This is a genomic window from Lentzea guizhouensis, assembly GCF_001701025.1.
Lineage (GTDB): Bacteria > Actinomycetota > Actinomycetes > Mycobacteriales > Pseudonocardiaceae > Lentzea > Lentzea guizhouensis.
Genome location: NZ_CP016793.1, coordinates 8,830,668 through 8,850,186 on the forward strand (window position 1 = coordinate 8,830,668; position 19,519 = coordinate 8,850,186).

A 19,519-nucleotide genomic window follows, 5' to 3' on the forward strand; every position below is an offset into this window, starting at 1 on the left:
CGCTGCACTGCCAGGCCGCGGACCAGCGAGAGGGTCCGGGAGAACGCCCGCTGCTGTCCTACCAGACACCGGAGGACGGTCTGGCCACCACCTGCGCGCCGTCCTACCTGCTGCGCGCGGGCTCGGTGACCACCGATCCCGCCTCGGAGGGCCAGGCCCGGTTCGACCGCGGCCAGGTCGTTCCCGCCCGCACGCGTCGGCCGTGTGCCCCGGTCGGGATGTGGGGTTACTCCGGTGGCGGCCTCGCGACGGCCTCGGCCGCGCAGGAGCAGTCCCGCTACGCCCCTGAGCTCAAGATCAGCGCGGTCGTCGAGGGGCGGGGTGCCGGCCGACCTGAACGCCGCCCTCGCCACCATCAGCGGCCAGGCGTTCTCGGGCTGGCTCCCGTTCGGGTTCGCGGCGCTGCACAACGCCAGGCCCGACGCCGGCGTCCACCGGTACCTCAACGCGTCCGGCCGCCGCCGCCAAGGCGGTCGCCCACGGGTGCGGCCGCGCCGCCGCCAAGGCGGTCGCCCACGGGTGCGCTGGCGCGGCGATCCTGGCCGGTCCGCACTTCGCGATGCTGCAGCAGTTCGAGGCCTGGCCGGGTTCGCTGACCACCGGCGCCTTCCACGAGCTCGCCCACGGCCTCAGCCCGGTCGGCACCCCCACCACACCAGTGCTGATGTACCACGGCACCGCCGACGAGCTCCTGCCCGTCACGGTGGCACGGGAACTGGCCGCGCAGTACCGCGCTTGCGGCGCCGACGTCGTGCTGGTCGAGGGCGAGACGCACGGCAGCGAGCAGGCGCTCGGTGTCGCCGGCGCCGTGTCGTTCCTGGCGGAGCGCTTCGCCGGGACTCGCTGACCGGTGCACCGGGCCGATCCATTGCGCTACGGTGTAGCGCGATGGATCTCCCAGCTCAAGACGCCGTGCGCTGGTTCGTCGAGCAGTTCAGCGCGGTCCTGACCGACACCGGCATGGCCCGCATGCCCGCCCGCGTCCTCACCGCGCTGCTGACGGCCGAGTCGGGCCGGCTCACCTCGGCCGAGCTCACCGACCTGCTGCGGATCAGTCCGGCGGCGGTGTCGGCGGACTGATCCGCAGCTGACGCACCAGCGGCTCGTCAGCCGTGAGCGCGAACCGGGGTCGCGGCGGGACGTCTACCGGGTGCGCGGCGACCTCTGGTACACGCTGGCGTTCCAGCAGGACCACGTGGTCGCGTCGGTCGGCGAGGTGCTGGCGGAGGGCGTCGAGGCGCTCGGCCCCGGCTCGGAGGCGGGCAGGCGGCTCGACGAGTGCCGCGAGTACCTGCGGTTCGTGGAGGCCGAGCTGGAACCGCTGATGCGGCGGTGGCAGGCGCACCGGGCGAAGTGGCTGGCGCAGCGGCGTCCGGTCTAGGGCCGGTCGTCAGGACGAGAACTGCTGGACGCCGATCACGTCGAGCAGCCGCAGCTGTTGCGCGGCAGGGGTTCCCGGCACCGGGACGAAGAACTGCAGCCGCTGGTGCCCGTCCTCGCTGAACAGGTTCTGGCAGTGCACGTCGACGACCCCGAGTTCGGAGTGGACGATCCTCTTGAGCTCGCCGCGGCGCACGGCGACGTCGCCGGTGTCCCACAGGACTGCGAACTCCTCGCTGGCCTGGCGCAGCCGGGTGACCATCGCGGCGGCGGGGCCCGACGGGGCGTGCCTGGCCACGGCGGCGCGGAGGTCGGACACCAGCACCTTCGAGTGGTGCGGGTGGTCGTCCTCTGGGTGGACGGCGCGGACGGTGGGGTCGGTGAACCACTGGAACAGGAAGCTCTCCCTGGTCGCCGGGCCGAGCAACGCGGTGGCGAGCCGGTTCTGCACCAGCGTCTCGTGCAGGTCGGTGATGATGCGGGCCGGGGTGCCGTCGAGCCGGTCCAGCAACGCGAGCATGGCCGGCGGCACGTGCGCGGAGACGCCGTGGGACGGCGGAACGGACCGGCCCGCCAGCAGGAACAGGTGCTCGCGCTCGTCGGCGTCCAGGCGCAGCGCCCTGGCCAGCGCCACCAGCATCTGCACCGACGGCTGCGCGCCGCGGCCGCGTTCCAGCTCGATGTAGTAGTCCACCGAGGCGCCCGCGATCTGCGCGACCTCGTCACGGCGCAGGCCCGGTACGCGGCGGCGCGGGCCCGCGGTCAGGCCGACCTCGGCCGGCGTGACGCGAGCGCGCCGCGACTGCAGGAACAGGCCCAGCTCAGCGAGGTTCACCCCGTCAGTCTCCCCGGCCGGCTCCGGCGCAGCCAGGGGACGCCATCCCCCGGGTCAGCGGCAACTGGCTGCCGGTAGACGCACGAGAAAGGCTGGTGGCACAACGAAAGGAGCGCATCATGCCGTTCGCCAACCTGAAGGTCGCCGCAGGCACGCTGTCCGCGCAGCAGAAGCAGAACCTGGTCGAGAAGGTCACCGACCTCTACGCCGAGACGTTCGGTGACGCCGTCCGCGACAACACCATGGTCCTGGTCGAGGAGGTCGCCGACGGCGGCTGGGGCATCCGCGGCGAGGTCCTCACCCTCGCCAAGATCCAGCAGCAGGCGTGACGGGCCGGGGGCGGCGGTCCGGCCGGGCCGCCGCCCCCGGCCGTGCTGAGCGCCACACTGCCGTCCGCGACCGGACTGTGTGACACTTTGTCCAGCATCTGACAGTTTGTCCAGACCTGGAGGTGTCGTGCCGGACCAGCCCGTCAGCACCGCGGACGCGGTGTTCGCCGCGCTCACGCCCGTAGTCGAGGGGATCGCGGCGACCTTCGGCCGCAGCTGCGAGGTCGTGCTGCACGACTACCGCGACCAGGAGCAGTCCGTCGTCGCGGTGGCGGGGTCGGTCACCGGCCGGGCCGCCGGGGACGCGATGAGCGAGATCGGGCTGCGGGTGCTCGCCGCCGGAGCCGACGCCCGCAACGAGGTCGGGTACGTGACGCGCGCGCAGGACGGGCGGGTGCTCAAGTGCACGACGCTGCCGTTGCGCGACGTCGACGGGACGCTGATCGGGGCGTTGTGCGTCAACGTCGACCTCTCGGCGATCAACCGCGCCACCGGGGTGCTCTCCGACCTGCTCGGGTTGTCCGCGCTGGAGGAACCGGCCGCGACCACGAACTTCTCCGGTGACCTCGACCAGGTGGTCGAGTCCCTGGTCGAACGCGCCGAGCGCGCGCACGCGGTGCCCGTGGCGGCGCTGGGACGTGACGAGCGACTGGTCCTCGTCCGGTCGCTGCACGAGGCCGGGGTGTTCGGCCTGCGCGGTGCGCCGGGGCGGATCGCGAAGCGGCTGGGGATCTCCCGCACCGGCCTGTACAACGACCTCGCCGAACTGAAGAAGGACACGCCGTGACCGACAGCCCGAAGTTCCTCAGCGAGGCGGAGTCGGCGGCCCTCGTCGACGACGAGCTCGCACTCTCCGCCGCGCGGGAGGCGTTCCTCGCCACCGCGACCGGGTCGACGTTCCCGGTCGTGATCGGGCGGTCCTCGGCGCCGGAGAACAGGTTCACCCTCAAGTCCGGGTCGGCCGGCGACCTCGTCGGCGTGAAGGTCGGCAGCTTCTGGCCCGGCAACGTCGACCTGCCGCGGCACAGCTCCACGATCGTGCTGCTCAACCCGGCCACCGGCAGGTTGAGCGCCGTGGTCGAGGCGGCCTCCGCCAACGCCTACCGCACCGCCGCCGCCGACGCGCTCGCCGTGGACATCTTGGCGCGCAAGGACTCCCGCACGCTGACCGTGATCGGTACCGGACACCAGGCGCTGCACGAGGTGCGTGCGGTGAGCCGGGTGCGCCCGATCGACCGGGTCCTCGTCGTGGGCAGGCGGCCGGACGCGGCACGGGCGTTCGCCGCGGACGTCACCGCGCGGACCGGTCTGACCGCCGAACCCGTTGACGCCCAGGCCGGGGTGACAGCGGCGGACGTGCTGGTCACCGCCACGACCGCCCGCGAACCCCTGTTCGACGCGAGCTGGGTGCGACCGGGCACGCACATCTCCGCGATGGGCGCGGACGGTCCCGGCAAGCAGGAGCTGCCCGTCCAGCTCTACGAGCACGCAACGCTCTTCTGCGACCTGACCGAGCAGTCGCTCACCATCGGCGAGTTCCAGCACGCACCGGACGCCGCACCCGTTCAGCTCGGTGCTGTGCTCGCCGGAACCGCCGCGGGCCGGACGTCCGACGACGAGATCACGGTGTTCGACAGCTCCGGCTTCGCTCTGCAGGACCTCACCCTCGCCGCCGCTCTGCTGCGCCGTTCGACCGCACCTGGAGAAGCACAGTGACCACTTTGGACATCCCGGACACGCCGTTCGCGGTCGTCGACACCGACCGGCTGGACCGCAACGCGGCCAGGCTGCGCGACCACCTGAGCACCCTGGGCGTGCCGTTGCGCCTGCACGTCAAGACGTGCAAGTCCGTCGAGGTCGCCCGGCGGGTCCAGGCAGGGCCGATCACGGTCTCGACCCTCGCCGAGGCGGAGCACTTCGCCGACGCGGGCTACCGGGACGTCCTCTACGCGGTCGGCCTCGACCCGCACAAGCTGCCGCGCGTCGCCGCCCTGCTGCGCCGCGGTGTCACGCTCACGGTCCTGCTCGACACGCTCGTGCAGGCGGAGGCACTGACCCGGTTCGCCGCGGCAGAAGGTCTTCGCATCCCCGCCCTCGTCGAGGTCGACTGCGACGGCCACCGCGGCGGCATCGCACCCACCGACCCGACCCTTGTCCACATCGGACGGTCGCTCGGCGACCACCTCGCCGGCGTGCTCACCCACGCGGGCGAGTCCTACTTCGCCTACACCCCAGACGCTCTGCACAAAGCCGCGCAGCACGAACGCGATGTCGCCGTCGCCGCCGCGGACACCCTGCGCGCCGCCGGGTTGCCGTGCCCGGTCGTCAGCGTCGGCTCGACCCCCACCGCGCACGCGGCGACCGACCTGACCGGCGTCACCGAGGTCCGCGCGGGCAACTACGTGTTCTTCGACCTCGTCATGGCCGGCATCGGCGTCTGCACCACCGACGACCTCGCCCTCTCCGTCGTGGTCACCGTGATCGGCCACCAGCCGGAGAAGAACTGGGTGCTGACCGACGGCGGCTGGATGGCCACCTCACGCGACCGCGGCACGCAGGCGCAGGCCGTCGACCAGGGCTACGGCCTCGTCGCGGACGTCCACGGCCGTCTCGTTCCCGGCCTGCTGATGACCGGGGCGAGCCAGGAACACGGCGTCCTGAGCACCCGCGACGGCAGCCCCGTCCCGGACCTGCCCATCGGCACCCGCCTGCGGGTCCTGCCCAACCACGCCTGCGCGACCGCAGCCCAGCACGACCGCTACCACGTCGTCAGCGGCGGCACGGCGATCGAGGCGACCTGGGCACGTCACCGCGGCTGGTGACGGTCCACCAACGCCTCCAGCAGCAGGCCGAACGTGCGCAGGAAGTGGCCCTCCGCGTCCGCGTGCAGGTCGTCCAGCCGCCTCAGCACCCCGGCCACCAGCGGGTGGTCCGGCCCGGCGTCGGCCTCGGCGACCGGCGGCAGCTCGATGTCCGCGACAAGTGCGCTGCCGATGGTCAGCTTCTGCAGCGCCATCTGCACCTCGGCCACCCGCTCCTCGGCCACGCCCAGTTCGACGAGCAGCCGGTGGACCCGCTCGGCGATGTCGAGGTCCACGCCGTCGAGCGTCGGCCGCACCAACCGGGCCAGCCCGGCGTACTCCACCATCAACCGGTAGGAGGCGGTGAAGAACGCGGTCAGCGCCTGTCCCGGATCACCGGGCTCGGCCGGCAGCGCGCTCCCCGCCTCGGCCAGCACGTGGTCGTACATCGCCGAGAGCAGCTCGTCCTTGTCGGCGACGTAGGTGTAGAGCGCCATCGGGTTCACGCCCAGCCGACGGCTCACGCTGCGGAAGGACACCCCGCCGATGCCGTTCTCCCGGAACTCGTCGAGCGCTGCCCGCACCACCTGCTCGCGGCGCAACCCGCGAGCGGGACCGGGACGTCCCGGCGCCCGTTCCTGCCCAGAACCCACGTGCCACTCCACCGTCAACGGAAGTCCTCGACAAGCTACAACGCCGTCCCGCGGGCACCCCTACGATGGCCGATCATGAACTCGCCGGCACCGGACGGATCTCCGTGGCGCGTGTCCCGGCGCACCGCGGTCATGGCCGGTGCCCTCGGCGTGGCGCTGCTGACCGGTGGCCTGCTGACGCAACGACGTTCCCGCGATCCCGGCAACCGCGACCCGTTCAGCGACGAGCACCTGCCCGCCGCGCCGGATCCGACGGACGAGCCGGTGGAGGTCGTGCACTGCGCCGGGTGGGACGCTGCCTCGCGTTCACCGGTGTCACCGATGTCCGAGGCGGTCGCTCGCAAGCAGGACGCCGCCGGCGGGCAGTACGCCGTGGTGGTGCTGGCCGGCGGGGTGGCGCGGGCGGTCGTGGAGGTGTGCTGGGCCGCGCACCACGCCGAGGTGTGGTTCGTCGACGACCGCGGTAGGCGGTACCGGGGTACCGCCTACCGGCGCTGGCCGGACGAGCGGTTGCGGGTGTTCGAGGTGCGGGGCTGGCGCTCCGGGCCGGACGCACGGGAGCTCGCCGGCGAACCGACCTCGCGGGTTCGGGTGCGCCGCCACGCCGACGGGACGATCAGGACGGTCTCGACGGACACGGAGCTGTCCGGTGGCGGCAAGCTGCAGACCTCGCGGGACTGGGCGGACTGGCCGGACCCGCCTTCCGAGAACGTGCCGGTGCCCGCGGTCGACGGCTGGCCGGTGCTCGCCGGTCTGACCGGGCCCGTGACGGTCCGTCCAGGGCCCGACGAGGTGCCGGCGGCGTTCCCGTGGAAGCCACCGCACCCGTTGCGGCCGCGGCACATCACCGAGCTGACCACAGACGGGGCGCGGTTCCGCACGGACGACGGCCGCGTCCTGACGGTGAAGCAGACCTCCGCCGGGACGATCCGGTTGCCGAGCGGGAAGCTGCTCGTCGCGGACCCCGGCTGGTTGCACGTGGCCGCCGCGCCGCTGGCCGTGCCGGTCGCGCCCGGCCAGTACGCGGTGGACGTGTTCCAGGTGGCGGAGAACGGGAAGCCGGAGACCACCTGGACGGTCGCGTGCCGGATGACCGTCACCGACGCACCGGTCGCGTCGTGGGAACTGGCGCCGCTCGAGGGTGACGTCGCGCTGGAGCTGGGCGAGGGCGAGTTCTCCGGCAATCCGGTGGACACCGCCACGCTCGCCCTGCTCGACCACACCGGCTCGGCGGCGTTCCCCAGCGGTGACGTCGACACCGCGATGCCGGGCGACGCGCCCTTCCGCAGGCTGTCCGCCGGGCAGACCGACGTGGTCGTCGTGCCCGGCTGGAGCGACGGCTCGTTCCCGGTGTGGGTGGGTCGCGCCGCCGACGGCTCCCCCAGCCGCTTCGTCGTCGACTTCCTGGTGCCGGACCTGTGCACCGCCGAACCGGCCTGAAAGCGGCACCGGCAGCGGTGAGCGGGCGCTAATGTGACCGCCGGGGGGATGAATGGCGTCAGATCGAATTCCGCTGGAAAGCGCGTTGGTGCGCATCTGGCGGGACGGCACACCGGTCGGTGCCGGTTTCCTCGCCGGTCCCCGGCACGTGCTGACCGCCGCCCACGTCGTGGCCGAGGCGCTGGACGTGTCCGCGAGCGGGTCGCGGCCGGACGGCCTGGTCGAGGTCGACTTCCCCCTGGTGCGGCCGGAGCACCGGCAGGCCGCGCGGGTCGTCGCCTGGGAGGCCCTCGACGACGACCTCACCGGGGACATCGCCGGGCTGGAGCTGGTCGGGCCGCCGCCGCCGGATGCCGCGCCGCTCGTGCTGACGAGGTCCGGCGGGCTCACCCCGGACCAGCTGGTGATGGTCGGGTTCCCGGAGCGGCTGGAGATCGGCAGCTGGGTCTACGGGCGGCGGGCGGGGCCGGTGGCGACGGGGTGGGTGGAGATGCACCACGAGCCCGGCCGGGAGGCGCGGCTCGAACACGGCTTCTCCGGCACGGCGGTGTGGGGACCCGACCTGGACGCGGCCGTGGGCATGGTGGTCCGCCGGGTGACCGGTGCGCCGCCCAAGCTCGGGTACATGATCACGGTGGACGCGCTGCTGGCCGCGTGGCCGGAGTTGGCGGACGTGATCGAACGGGAGCCGCCGTTCCGGGCGCTGCGGCCGTTCGACGAGCAGGACGCCGAGATGTTCTTCGGGCGGGACGAGCAGTCGGAGCGGGTGGCGAAGCTGGTGCGCACGGCACCGGTGGTGTGCGTGGTGGGGCCGTCCGGGGTGGGCAAGTCGTCGTTGTTGCGGGCCGGGGTGCTGCCGCGGCTGGCCGGCGTGACCGTGGCGGTGCTGCGGCCCTCGGACGCGAGCACGCCGGTGCGGTCGCTCGCGGTGGCGCTGGACCGGCTGCTGCACGGGCGGCGGACTCGGTCGAGCGCGTGGACGAGCTGGCGCGGCGCCTGGCGGTGGTGGTGTCGCGGACGTCGTCGCCGCGGTGCTGGCGCGGTCGGGCGCCGACCGGCTGGTCGTCGCGGTGGACCAGTTCGAGGAGCTCTTCGACCTGCCGGAGGCCGACCAGGCGGCGTTCACGGCGGTGCTGCGCGCGGTGGTGCGCCCAGCGGCGCGGTGGTCGGTGCTGCTGAACCTGCGCGACACGTTCCTCGGCACCGCGTTGCGCGCGCCGGCGACCGTCGACCTGGCCGCGCACTGGCTGCCGGTGACGGTCGGCGAGCTGTCGTCGTCGCAGCTGCGCGAGGCGATCACCGGGCCGCTGGCCAGGATCGGCACGGTCGAGTGCGAGCCGGGTCTGGTCGACCGGCTGGTCGAGGACGTGCAGACGGCGAGCAGTCCGTTGCCGCTGCTGCAGTTCACGCTCACCGAGCTGTGGAGGCAACGCCGGCGCGGCCTGCTGCGGCACGAGACCTACGACAGGTCGGGTGGCGTGCGGGGTGCGCTGGCGGTCTATGCGAAGGACGTGTGGGCGGCGCTCGACCCCGCGTCCCGGCACACCGCGACCCGGTTGCTGATGCAGCTGATCCGGCCGCTCCCGGACGGTGACCTGGCGGTGCGGCGCACCGCCCGCCGCGACGAGCTGGACGCCGAGCAGTGGGCCGTCGCGCAACGGCTGGCCGGCACCCGCCTGCTCGTGCTGCGCGTGTCGCCGGTGCCCGGTGTCGAGCTCGCGCACGAGTCCCTGCTGGTGCAGTGGGACCAGCTGCGCGAGGTGGCCGCCGAGCACCGGGAGTTCCGCGCGTGGCAGGAGACCCTGCGCCAGCGCATGCGGCAGTGGACCGACGAGGGGTCCGCTTCCCGGCGGTTGCTCTCGGGCGCCGACCTGCGCGACGCGAACCGCTGGGCGCGAGCACCAGGCCGACCTCGGCCGGCCGAACGCGACTACGTGGCCCGCAGCAACCGGCGCCGGGTGCGGCTGGCCGCACGGGTCGCGGTCGTGCTGGTGGTGGCGCTGGTCGCGGCGGTCCTGACCTACCAGAGCGTCGGCGAGCGCCGGGCGACGCTGGCGGCGAACGACATGGCGGCGAAGTCGCTGCGGCTGCGGGTGCACGACACCTACGGCGGGCTGCAGATGGCGGTGCGCGCCTACCGCACGGACCCCGAGGTGAAGCTCTTCCCGGCGCCGGACTGGGCCGTCAAGGGCGTCGACCGCGTGCTGCCCGACTACACGATGGTCGCGTCCGAGCCGGACGAGCCCGACCCTCGCGCCCCGGCCGGGTTGCGCCCGATTCCCATGGACGGCAGCGACTTCGCGACGAAGGTCAGCGCCGACGGCCGGCGCCTGGTCACCGTCGACTCCGCGCGCCGCGTCGTGGTGTGGGACGTGGGCGACCGGGTCACCGCCACCCGGTTGGACCACCTGTTCGGGCCGCACGACACCGCTTACAACATCACGATCAGCCGCAGCGGCGAGTACGTGGCGTTCGTCCAGCGGGTCGGGTTCGCGAAGCTGAGCGTCACCGGCCAGACCGACGCCGACGGCCTGCCGTCGATCGACCCCGGCGAGCACGCGACCTGCGTGCCGGACAGCATGGCCGAGGTCGGCGAGTGCCTGGTGGTCTACGACATCGGCGCCCGGCGCGTGACGACCGCGGTCAAGCTGAACCGCACGTTCGGCTCGATCTCCGCGCTCTCCATCGACCCGCGCGACGGTGTCGTCGCCGCCGTGCGCCCCACCCGCCCGGTCGCCGCCACCGAGGCCGACCTGGTCAACGCCGAGAACAGGCTCGTCACCTGGGACCTCGCGACCGGCAGGCAACGCGACGACCTGCTGCTGCCGTGGCGCGGCTGGGTCGCCGACCTCTGGCTCGCACCCGGCGGCGAGGAGGCCACCGTCCAGGAGATCCTCGCCAACGACCGGCCGGGGCCGACCGCCCGCATCCAGCTGTCCGCGGTGCGGCTGACCGGCACACCGACCAGGACACCGCTGGCCGACCACGTCGGGTCGAGCGCGATCAGCCTCGACTGGCAGACCCTGGCCGCCCGCGTGCCGGCACCGGGCGGCGGACAGCAGGTCGTCGTCTGGGACGTCACCGACCGCCGCGAGACCGCACGCGTCACCGGACTGTCCGAAAAGGAGGCCACGGGCACCGTCGGCCTCGACGCGACCGGCGCCACGGTGCTGCTCTCGTGGACCGAACGCCTCGACACGTCGATCACCGACGTGCGCGATATCCCCGACGACTACGGCAACCGCCTGTCCACGTGGCACCTCGCCACCGGCGAGAAGAAGGACACCTGGGCCTACCAGATCGGCTGGGACGACGCGTTCCTGCTGGGCGACACCTCCGGTCCGGTGCTGCTGGTCAGCACCAGCGCCATCGGCGTCGTCCTCCCCCACCGCGACGAACCACCGCCGCTGCGCCGCCACACCGACACCCTCACCGACCGCCCGCGCCTGGAGACCGGCGAGCTCGTCGACCGGCTGTGCGCGGTGCTCGCCGACCCCGAGAACGACAAGAACGTCGAGAAGTCCGTCCCGAAAGACGCCCACGAGGGAGACCTGTGCCCGAGCTGATCAGCTTCCGCCTGCCCGACGACGAGGTGGTCCTGGTGGAGGTGACCGCCGACGGGCCCGAGATCTCACCGGTGTCGCGCGGCGGCAACGTGATCCGGTCGGCCGCGGCGTCGCTGGAGGACGCCATGCGCCAGGTCAGGGTGGCCGCCTCGACCGCGCTGGCGAGCTTCCGCGAGATGGAGGTGCGGCCGGACGAGGTGCAGGTGGAGTTCGGGGTGAAGCTGAACGCCGAGGCCGGGGCGGTGATCGCCAAGACCGGGGTGGAGGGGCACCTGAAGGTGAAGCTGACCTGGGGGCGCCTGCCGCGGGTCGAGGAGGAGCAGGTCGAGGAGGGCTGACCGACCGGCTTCGCCGAGCAGGCCGGTCGGCGCGGCAGCGGCGGTGCGGTCGGCGGCGCGGCAACGGCGGTGCGGTCGGCGCGGCAACGGCGGTGCGGCGGTGCGGCGGTGCGGCGGTGCGGCGGTGCGGTCGAGGCGTTCCTCGGCCGGCTGCGCGGCGCAACTCGTCGGTCACCGCCTCGGGCTCACCTCGGCCGACCCGCCTAGCATCGGCGCTGGTCGTCCCGAAGCCCCGGCACTGGTCGTCCCGAAGTCCTTGGCGCACAACGGAACGAGTGCCCGGACACAGCGCACGGGCGGGACCGTCCGGTCCCGCCCGTGGTCACGCCTGTGAGGAGATGTCAGTCGTCGCTCTCGTCATCGTCGTCGTCGCTGTGGTCGCCGACGTAGGTCGTCCACGCGTCAGCCTCGGCGTCGCCGCCGTGGCCACCGTGCCCGGTGTTGCCGCCCGCGGTCACGCTGTGGTTGCTCGCGTCGCCCGTGTCACCCGTGCCGGTGTCGCCCGAGTCGCCGGAACCGACGCCGGTGATGCAGCTGGCCTGCACGCACATCACGATGGCCGAGTTGTGGCCGGTGTCGCCGGACTCACCGGAGTCACCCGAGTCGCCGGAAACGGCGACGTTCGTGCTCTCAGCGTCGCCGCCCTCCCCCGACGGCGCGCCGTGACCGCCCGTGGCCGACGCCTGGGCGTCTGACTCGACGGTCGAACTGGTGTCGTTGTCGCTGTCCTCGTCGTCCTCCGACTCGGTTGCCGTCGCGTTCTCCGCGGCGGCGTCGGCGTCGCCGCCGTGGCCGCCGTGGCCGGAGTTGCCGCCCGCGGTGACGCTGTGGTTGCTCGCGTTGCCGGTGTCACCGGTCTCGGTGTCGCCGGAGTCGCCGGAACCCACACCGGTCAGGCAATATGCCCGCACGCACATCAGCAGGGCGGAGTTGTCACCGGTGTCACCGGATTCTTCGGAATCACCGGAATCACCCGACACGGCGAGGTTGTGGCTTTCCGCGTCGCCGGCCTCACCAGACGCCGCGCCGTTGCCGCCGACAGCCGACGCCTCGGCGCTCGTGTCGACGTGCGTGTCGTCGTCATCGTCGTCCCAATGCGACGCCGGTTCGTCGTCATCGTCATCGTCGTCCCAGTGGTGGGCCGGTTCGTCGTCCCCGAGCGCGTGGACCTCCGCGCCCTCGTCGTCCGCGGTGGCGGTCTCGTTCTCATCGTCGTCTTCGTCCTGGTCAGACGACGTCAGCAGGTGGTAGGCGAGCATCTCCCCCGACAACGGGTGCCCCGAGATGCCGGCCTCGAACGGGAGGAAGGCGTCGATGTCGGCACTTGCGTTCGATCCGCCGGTCAGAACGAGACCACCAGCCATCGCAGCGGCCAGAAGGCCACCTTTGACTTTCTTGCGCATGGTTTTCCTTTCGACGACAACATTCGGACGTGGAGTCATCCCCTCCAGTCAGAACCGTGACTCCGCCGTTGCGGAGTAACCGGGCGAAGGGCCGAAAAACCTTTTTGCAATTGACCAGCTGAACGGGCGACAACCGTTACTCCTGCGCTGACGTTCGCACCCAGCGGAAGGGGAGATTCATACCGGACAGGGGTCGCATGATCGGATGAGATCGTCACAGGAAGTATTTCCACGATCAACGACAGGCGGTCAGCCGTCCTCGTCGTCGCGGAGCTCGCTCGGCGCGTGGACCCGCCAGCGCACGCTGGTGACCGACGGTTCGAGCGACAGGCGGCTGACCGCCGACTCCATCTGCTTGTCGTCGCGGTGCTCCGCGGTCAGCGCGGCTCTCACCTCGACCAGGCCGCCGCGGTCGGCGTTCGTGCTCTCGACCGACTGCAGGGCGAAGTCGGTGCGGGCCAGCGCCTGGACGAGCAGCGTGCGCACGTGGGCCTCGGCGTCGTCCCTGGCCACGGCGAGGAACGTGTAGGTGACCGGTTCCTCGTCGCCGGTCTCCGGGCGGCGGTCCACCACGCGGCCGAGCGGGCGCAGCACCAGGTGCACGGCCACCACGACGACGGTGCCCGCGACGGCTTCGAGGTAGAGGCCCGCACCGGCCAGCGCGCCGACGGCGGCGGAGCACCAGAGCGTGGCGGCGGTGTTCAGGCCGCGCACGGTGAGGCCCTCGCGGAGGATGACGCCACCGCCGAGGAACCCGATGCCGGACACGATCTGGGCGGCGACCCTGGTGGGGTCGGCGGTGTCGCCGGTGAAACCGTGGGCCGACAGCAGCACGAACAGGGTGGCGCCGGCGGCGACGAGCGCGTTGGTGCGCAGGCCGGCCATGCGGGCGCGGTACTGGCGTTCGATGCCGATCAGTGCGCCGAGGCCGACGCCCGTGCCGAGGCGCAGCAGCATTTCCGCGGTGGTCATCGTGGGGTCTTCCTGGTCGGGCCACGAACAGTCCACGACGGAGTATCCGGTGTGGACGGTCGGTTCAGGCCGCTCCCGCGCCAGGGGGTACCACGATGGGATCAGTGTGTGTTTCAGAGCCACCGGTTGCGTTTGAACAGGCGGTACAGCAGCAGGCAGATCATCAGGAGCAGTGACATCACCATCGGGTAGCCGTACTTCCACCGCAGTTCCGGCATGTAGTCGAAGTTCATGCCGTACACGCCGACGCCCATGGTCGGCACCGCGACGATCGCGACCCACGCCGAGATGCGGCGCATGTCGTTGTTCTGCTGCAACGACACCTTCGCCAGTGTCGCGTCGACCAGCGTCGTGAGCAGCTCGTTGAACGACGTGACGCGCTCGTTCACCGTGGTCAGGTGGTCGTCGACGTTGCGGAAGTAGGACCGCACCTCCTCCGGCACCAGCGAGCTGCACCCTCCCTCGGCGAGCTTGCGCACCGGGCCGGCGAGCGGCATCACGGCCCGGCGCAGCTCCAGGATCTCCCGCTTGACCAGGTACATCTGGGTCACGCCGATGGTGCTGCGCGGTTCGAACACCGCGGCCTCGATCAGGTCGATGTCGTTCTGGAACAGCTCGACGACCTCCAGGTAGTTGTCGACGACCCGGTCGGCGATGTCGTGCAGCACCGCGGCCGGGCCGACCGCCAGCCGTTCCGGGTCGTCTTCGAGCGCCTGGCGCACGTCGTGCAGCTCGGAGTGCGACCCGTGGCGCACGGTCACGACGTAGTCCTTGCCGAGGAACACCATGATCTCGCCGGACTTGACGATCTCGTTGGTGGTGGTGGGCGACTCGTGCTCGACGTAGCGGATCGTCTTGAACACCATGAACAGGTTGTCGCCGTAGTTCTCGAGCTTCGGGCGCTGGTGGGCGTGCACGGCGTCCTCGACCGCGAGCGGGTGCAGGCCGAACGCGTCGGCCACGTCCCTGATCTGCTCCTCGTCCGGTTCGAACAGCCCGATCCAGACGAACCCGGTGCCGCGCTCGCGGATCTCGGTGACCGCACCGGCGGGTGAGAAGTGGCCGGGCAGCTGGACGCCGTCGACGTAGATGCCGCACGCCACCACGGCGTCCCGCGCGTGCTCAGCCGTCAGATCACCTGATGGGGACGCAGACATGAACGCAATGATGCCCCAGCGCCGTTCCGGCGGAACGCCCCGGCCGCGGCCGGGGGTGACGAAGGTGCGGCATCTGCACCGGCTGGCCAGGAGGCCCTCGATCACTCACGCCAACAGCACCCGTTGTGTTTCCACGCTGCCTCCCGCGCGCGCTGAGTCCTGGTCGGACTCAGCTTGCTCGGGTCACTGCCGCGAACGGGCCAGGTGACCGCTTCCGGCCGGCCCAGCCGCGAAGGCCCACCTTGGAGGTCAGCCGCAGCGGTAGCCGACGCCGCGCACGGTCAGCACCACCGCGGGAGGACCGAGCTTCTGGCGCAGCGCCGTGATCACGACGTCCAGCACGTTCGAGCTCGGCCGCACCTCGGCGTCCCACGCCGCCGCGATCAGGTCGTCGCGGCGCACCGCCTGCCCACCGGCGAGCACGAGCCGTTCGAGCACCGTGAACTCCTTGACCGTGAGGCTCACCGGCCGCCCACCACGGGTCGCGGTGCGCCGGCCCGGGTCGAGCTCCAGGCCGGCGTGGCGCAGCACCGGCGGCGGCGCGACCGCGGTCAGCCGGCACAGGCTGCGCACCCGTGCGATCAGCTCCGGCATGGCGAACGGCTTGACCAGGTAGTCGTCGCCGTAGGGCAGGCCCTCGACCGGGTTGTCGATGCCGGTGAGGAACAGCACGGCGGCACCCCACCCGGCCATCCGGCGCTGCTTGACGTAGTCCAGCGCGTCACCGGACGGCAGCACCCGGTCGAAGACCACGCAGTCGTAGGTGTTCACGAACAGCGCCTCGTCGGCCGCCGGCAGGTCGGTGGCCACGTCGACGGCGAAACCCGCGCCCCGCAGTGAGGTCTCCACCGCGAACCGGATGTCGTCGTCGTCCTCGGTCACCAGTACCCGCACAGTGACCGACGGTAGCGGATCAGCTCGCGTGCTCCAGCAGCCAGCCGCGGTCGGCGGCCTTGGCACCGGCCTGGAACCGGCTGCGCGCGCCCAGCCGGTCCATCAGCTGGGACACCGTGCGGCGGACCGTGCGCACCGAGATGTTCAACCGGGTCGCAGCCGCCTCGTCCGTGCAGCCGGCGAACAGCAGCGTGAGCAGCTCGCGTTCGCGCAACGTCACCTCACCCGCCGACGCCACGGCCGCGGTGAACGGCACCGCGTCCTGCCAGATGCGTTCGAACAGCTCGACCGTCGTGGTGACGACGCTGGGCAGCTCGAACGCGGCGACCGAGTCGTGCCGCTCGGCGGGCAGCACGGTCAGCCTGCGGTCGACGACCAGTGCGTCCAACGGCACCTTCGGCACCGTCCGGATGTCCGCTCCGGCCAGCGCCAGCGCACCGAGCTTGGCCGCGACGCCGTGGGCGGTGCGGGCGCGGTCGGGCACCAGCACCCGGTAGCGCACGCCGCGGCGCAGGTTGTCGTGATCGGCCTGGCGGAACAGCACCGGCCGGCCGGTCAGCGACCTGGCGATCATCACCTCGCTGGTGGCCGACGCCAGCTTCGCTTCCACGCCCACGCTCGCGGACGAGTCGGAGCGCACCAAGGACAGCGTGTTCACAGTGATCCCCCTCCAATGGGCAAGGTGGCGGCGACCGCGCTCGCGTGCCGTCCGTCGAGTCGTTCCAGCCGCACCCCGCGGTGTGCGGCGACGTGCGTGAGCTCGGCTGCCGCGGCGGTGATCGCGGCGTGCGTGGTGGCGGCGACGCGGAGCGCGGCACCGCCGGCGGGTTCCGTTGTCACGGCCGCCGTCAGCGCCACGCCCGGTGCCGCGTCGAGCAGCTCGGCAGCAAGGTCCAGGCGTCTGCCCGTCGAACCCGGCGAGCCGGAAACCGGACTGCACCACGGATCCGGCGCCAGAACGCCGCCCCGCTGCCCGACGACCGCGCCCACCGAACCCAGCCAACCCGCCGCCCGAGGACAGCAGCGCGGCGAGCTTCTCCGTCCGCCCGCCAACACCGCCACGTCCGCCGGCAGCTCCCGCACCCACCCCGAGCGCCCGGCCAGCTCCGGCCCGGCTCCACCCGAGCTCGTCGGCCAGCACCCCGCCGCCCGACAGGCCGCCACCGCCCCGCCCCGCCGGCCCGTCGCGACCAACGTCCGCCCCAGCAGCGTCCAAGCCCCCTCCCGCAACGGGTCCTGAACAGTCAGCTCCCGCAACGCCGCAAGCGCCTCACCCCGCCTGCCAAGAGCGAGCTGCGCCTCGGCCAGCCCCTCCACCAGGTCGAGACGCAGCCCGTCGAGTCGCCCCACCACGTCCGCCACGTCCGCGCCCTCGAACGGCCTTCCCCGCCACAACGCCAGCGCGTCCTCCAGAAACACAAGAGCCGCCCCGTGATCACCAGCCGACATCGCCGCCCGCGCGGCCGCCGCCAGCTCGAACGCCCGGTCCGAGTCGACCTCACCCCGTCCCACCCGCAGCCGGTACGCACCGGACCGGGCCTCGATGCGGTTGCCGGACCCGAAGGACGGCAGCACGCACCGCAGCTGGGACACGTACGTCGTCAGGTTCGCCTTCGCCGCCGCGGGCACGGCATGTTCCGGCCACGTCGCGCGGACGATCTCGTCGGTGCGCAGCCAGGCGTTAGGGTGCAGCAGGAGCACGGCCAGCACCGTCCCGGCCTTGCGGGTGCCGAGTTCGACGACCGCGTCGGTGGCGGTGTGCGCCTCGAGCGGGCCGGGCACGTGGAAGGTCATCGGTGTCACGCCACCTACCATCTCCGCGACCACATGAGGATTTGATGACACGACCGGCGGGAGGGGTCATTCCACGCGTGCTGCTCGTCGAGGACTACGAGGACACGCGCGTCGCGCTCGTGGTCGAGCTGGAGGCCGCCGGGTTCGCGGTGGACGACGCCGAGGACATCGCGGGTGCGGACCGGGCGTTGCGGGACAACGACTACGACTGCGTCGTGTTCGACCGGCTGCTGCCCGACGGCGACTCGATCACCTACGTGCACCGCAGGCGGCGGGAGGGCTGGGCGACACCGGTGCTGTTCCTGACCCAGCTCGACAGCGTCGGCGACCGGGTGGCCGGGTTCGACCACGGTGGCGACGACTACGTGGTCAAGCCGTGTGACATGGCCGTGGTGACCGCGCGCGTGCAGGCGATGTGCCGCCGCGCCGGGCGGGCGCGGCCGTCGGTGCTGCGCCACGCGGACCTGGAGGTCGACTGCGCGCCGGAGCACGTTGAGCCACAAGTGAGCCGCTCCGAGCTGATCGAGCACTGCTGGGACGCCAGCACCGACCCGATGTCCAACGTGGTCGACCAGGTCGTCAAGCGGGTGCGGCAGAAGCTGCTCGAACCGGAGCTGATCCACACCGTGCGCGGGGTGGGGTTCCGGCTGGAGGCGCACCGGTGACCACGGGGGCCGCGGCCCGGCTGCGTGGGCTGAGGTGGCTGCTCACCGGGGTGTTCACGGCGTTGAACGCGGCCGGGCTGCTGCTGGTCGCGTGGCTCATGCTCGACCTCGCTGAGCAGAAGGGCGAGCAAGCCGTCGACGCCGACCTGCGCCGCGTTCCCCCGCTGGTGGCGCGCCAGCTCGAGTTCACCGGCGACCGGCTCGACACCAGCGGCCTGTTCGGCGACTCGATCACGGTCGAGTGCCCCCAGTTCGCGGTGCTCCCGGCGGGCCGCGGGCAGTTCGAGCCCTACCTCAGCGGGGTGTCGTGCGTGGACGTGGACCTGGCCGTGCTGAGCGGACTGGCCGCCGACGCGGTGCGGGAGCGCCAGCCGCAGAGCGCGTACGTGCGGGCCGTCGACGGCACTCTCGTGCGGGCCTACGCCCAGCCGTTCACCAGTGCCAACGGCCCGTACGTCGGCGCGGTGGTGGCCCACGCCGACGCCCAGCGGGAGAAGGACGAGCACGACCGGCGGGTGCTGCTGGTCGCACTGGGCTGCGTGATCCTGATCGCCGCCCTCGGCGGCACCGGCCACGTCCTGTCCGGACTCGCGATCAAACCCGCCGCGACCGCGCTGGAGCAGCACGAGGAGATGCTCAACGGCATCGCGCACGACCTGAAACGGCCGGTCACCGGGCTGCGGGCGCTCGCGGACACCGCCATGCGCAACCCCGGCAGCATGGGCAAGGTCCTGCCGCGCATCGTCCGGTTGTCCAAGCGGATGGGCGGCATCGTGGGCACGCAGCTCATGCACGCCAAGTTCGAGGCGGGCGTGCAGCAGCTCGACGTCCAGTCCGTGCAGCTCGACCAGCTCGTCGCCGCCGTCGTCGAGGACATCCCGGCCGAGGGCGCGCGCATCACCTTCACGTCCGTGCCGACCAGGGTGGACGCCGACCCGGACATGATCGGCCGCGCGGTCGAGAACCTGATCGGCAACGCCGTCCAGCACGGCCACCGGCCCGGCACCGCCGCGGTCGTGCACGTCAGCGTCGGCGGCGGCCGGGTCGTCGTGGCCGACGAAGGACCGGGACTCGACCCGGCCACCGCCGAGCGGGCGTTGCGGCGTTTCACCAGCGGCGGCGGCTCGACCGGCCTCGGCCTGCACCTCGTGCAGCGGATCACCCACGCCCACGGCGGCACGCTCGGCATCTACCGTTCGGAGACCGGCGGGGCGATCTTCGAGATCGTCCTGCCCACCGGGCGGTCGTGAAATGTACCGATCCCGAATGATTCCTGTACCGACGTCGTTACT

The 19,519-nt window shown here is 72.4% G+C and carries 21 protein-coding genes and 1 pseudogene; 14 read left to right on the plus strand and 8 right to left on the minus strand.

Annotated elements, in window-relative coordinates; translation table 11 throughout:
* Positions 1–218: 218 nt before the first annotated feature.
* From BBK82_RS51160 to BBK82_RS55230, 4 genes are all read left to right on the plus strand, one after another.
* Entirely contained in the window at positions 219–596 is a 378-nt protein-coding gene (locus tag BBK82_RS51160; protein WP_154698080.1) for a lipase family protein, read from the plus strand.
* Positions 560–847 carry a lipase family protein gene (locus BBK82_RS42040; protein WP_065919897.1) on the plus strand — a complete coding sequence of 96 codons (288 nt, stop codon included), beginning with the start codon at positions 560–562 and terminating at the stop codon, positions 845–847. The genes BBK82_RS51160 and BBK82_RS42040 overlap by 37 nt, the downstream gene beginning before the upstream one ends.
* Before the next feature lie 41 nt (positions 848–888).
* Positions 889–1,080, plus strand: a complete 192-nt coding sequence (locus BBK82_RS55225) for a hypothetical protein (protein WP_237047875.1) — start codon at positions 889–891, stop codon at positions 1,078–1,080.
* Between the two features lie 70 nt (positions 1,081–1,150).
* Complete coding sequence (locus BBK82_RS55230; protein WP_237047876.1) at positions 1,151–1,381, plus strand: hypothetical protein; 231 nt, start codon at positions 1,151–1,153, stop codon at positions 1,379–1,381.
* Positions 1,382–1,390: 9 nt separating this feature from the next.
* On the opposite strand, the gene BBK82_RS42050 is transcribed toward BBK82_RS55230, so the two are convergent.
* Positions 1,391–2,215, minus strand: a complete 825-nt coding sequence (locus BBK82_RS42050; protein ID WP_065919898.1) for a helix-turn-helix domain-containing protein — start codon at positions 2,213–2,215, stop codon at positions 1,391–1,393.
* Between the two features lie 119 nt (positions 2,216–2,334).
* On the opposite strand from BBK82_RS42050, the gene BBK82_RS42055 reads away from it, so the two are divergent.
* From BBK82_RS42055 to BBK82_RS42070, 4 genes are all read left to right on the plus strand, one after another.
* Positions 2,335–2,544, plus strand: coding sequence for a tautomerase family protein (locus BBK82_RS42055; protein ID WP_065919899.1), 210 nt, complete (start codon positions 2,335–2,337; stop codon positions 2,542–2,544).
* 127 nt (positions 2,545–2,671) lie between these two features.
* Positions 2,672–3,331, plus strand: coding sequence for a helix-turn-helix transcriptional regulator (locus BBK82_RS42060; RefSeq protein ID WP_065919900.1), 660 nt, complete (start codon positions 2,672–2,674; stop codon positions 3,329–3,331).
* Positions 3,328–4,260, plus strand: coding sequence for an ornithine cyclodeaminase family protein (locus BBK82_RS42065; protein WP_065919901.1), 933 nt, complete (start codon positions 3,328–3,330; stop codon positions 4,258–4,260). Before BBK82_RS42060 ends, BBK82_RS42065 begins: the two co-directional genes overlap by 4 nt.
* Positions 4,257–5,366, plus strand: a complete 1,110-nt coding sequence (locus BBK82_RS42070) for an alanine racemase (RefSeq protein ID WP_065919902.1) — start codon at positions 4,257–4,259, stop codon at positions 5,364–5,366. The genes BBK82_RS42065 and BBK82_RS42070 overlap by 4 nt, the downstream gene beginning before the upstream one ends.
* Here the strand turns inward: BBK82_RS42070 and BBK82_RS42075 are convergent.
* Positions 5,351–5,998, minus strand: a complete 648-nt coding sequence (locus tag BBK82_RS42075; protein ID WP_170068057.1) for a TetR/AcrR family transcriptional regulator — start codon at positions 5,996–5,998, stop codon at positions 5,351–5,353. The two genes, BBK82_RS42070 and BBK82_RS42075, sit on opposite strands and share 16 nt — an antisense overlap.
* A gap of 75 nt (positions 5,999–6,073) precedes the next feature.
* On the opposite strand from BBK82_RS42075, the gene BBK82_RS42080 reads away from it, so the two are divergent.
* The 4 genes and pseudogenes from BBK82_RS42080 to BBK82_RS42095 all read left to right on the plus strand — a co-directional run bounded on the left by BBK82_RS42080 (position 6,074) and on the right by BBK82_RS42095 (position 11,342).
* On the plus strand, positions 6,074–7,438 hold the full coding sequence (locus BBK82_RS42080; RefSeq protein ID WP_154697826.1) for a DUF4241 domain-containing protein: 1,365 nt from the start codon (positions 6,074–6,076) through the stop codon (positions 7,436–7,438).
* A 52-nt stretch (positions 7,439–7,490) separates the two neighbouring features.
* Positions 7,491–8,327 (plus strand): annotated as a pseudogene (locus tag BBK82_RS57080) (serine protease); the annotation flags it as partial.
* Between the two features lie 142 nt (positions 8,328–8,469).
* Positions 8,470–11,004, plus strand: a complete 2,535-nt coding sequence (locus BBK82_RS55240) for an nSTAND1 domain-containing NTPase (RefSeq protein WP_065919906.1) — start codon at positions 8,470–8,472, stop codon at positions 11,002–11,004.
* Positions 10,992–11,342, plus strand: a complete 351-nt coding sequence (locus tag BBK82_RS42095) for a CU044_2847 family protein (protein ID WP_065919907.1) — start codon at positions 10,992–10,994, stop codon at positions 11,340–11,342. Before BBK82_RS55240 ends, BBK82_RS42095 begins: the two co-directional genes overlap by 13 nt.
* A 341-nt stretch (positions 11,343–11,683) precedes the next feature.
* Here the strand turns inward: BBK82_RS42095 and BBK82_RS42100 are convergent, their stop codons facing one another.
* The 6 genes from BBK82_RS42100 to BBK82_RS56045 form a co-directional block, all read right to left on the minus strand.
* Complete coding sequence (locus BBK82_RS42100) at positions 11,684–12,745, minus strand: hypothetical protein (RefSeq protein ID WP_065919908.1); 1,062 nt, start codon at positions 12,743–12,745, stop codon at positions 11,684–11,686.
* 249 nt (positions 12,746–12,994) lie between these two features.
* A complete protein-coding gene (locus tag BBK82_RS42105) occupies positions 12,995–13,717 on the minus strand; it encodes an MgtC/SapB family protein (protein ID WP_065921803.1) in 723 nt (240 codons plus the stop codon).
* A gap of 113 nt (positions 13,718–13,830) precedes the next feature.
* Positions 13,831–14,874, minus strand: a complete 1,044-nt coding sequence (locus BBK82_RS42110; RefSeq protein WP_065921804.1) for a magnesium and cobalt transport protein CorA — start codon at positions 14,872–14,874, stop codon at positions 13,831–13,833.
* 249 nt (positions 14,875–15,123) lie between these two features.
* Entirely contained in the window at positions 15,124–15,768 is a 645-nt protein-coding gene (locus BBK82_RS42115; RefSeq protein ID WP_065919909.1) for a response regulator transcription factor, read from the minus strand.
* 19 nt (positions 15,769–15,787) lie between these two features.
* Positions 15,788–16,426, minus strand: a complete 639-nt coding sequence (locus tag BBK82_RS42120) for a LuxR C-terminal-related transcriptional regulator (RefSeq protein WP_237048484.1) — start codon at positions 16,424–16,426, stop codon at positions 15,788–15,790.
* On the minus strand, positions 16,423–17,562 hold the full coding sequence (locus tag BBK82_RS56045; RefSeq protein ID WP_170068058.1) for an AfsR/SARP family transcriptional regulator: 1,140 nt from the start codon (positions 17,560–17,562) through the stop codon (positions 16,423–16,425). Before BBK82_RS56045 ends, BBK82_RS42120 begins: the two co-directional genes overlap by 4 nt.
* A gap of 80 nt (positions 17,563–17,642) precedes the next feature.
* Here BBK82_RS56045 and BBK82_RS42130 point away from each other — a divergent pair, with 80 nt between their 5' ends.
* Complete coding sequence (locus tag BBK82_RS42130) at positions 17,643–18,227, plus strand: response regulator transcription factor (RefSeq protein ID WP_065921806.1); 585 nt, start codon at positions 17,643–17,645, stop codon at positions 18,225–18,227.
* The gene (locus BBK82_RS42135) at positions 18,224–19,477 is read left to right on the plus strand and encodes a sensor histidine kinase (protein ID WP_065919911.1); all 1,254 of its coding nucleotides are present in this window, start codon (positions 18,224–18,226) and stop codon (positions 19,475–19,477) included. Before BBK82_RS42130 ends, BBK82_RS42135 begins: the two co-directional genes overlap by 4 nt.
* The last annotated feature ends 42 nt before the right edge of the window (positions 19,478–19,519 follow it).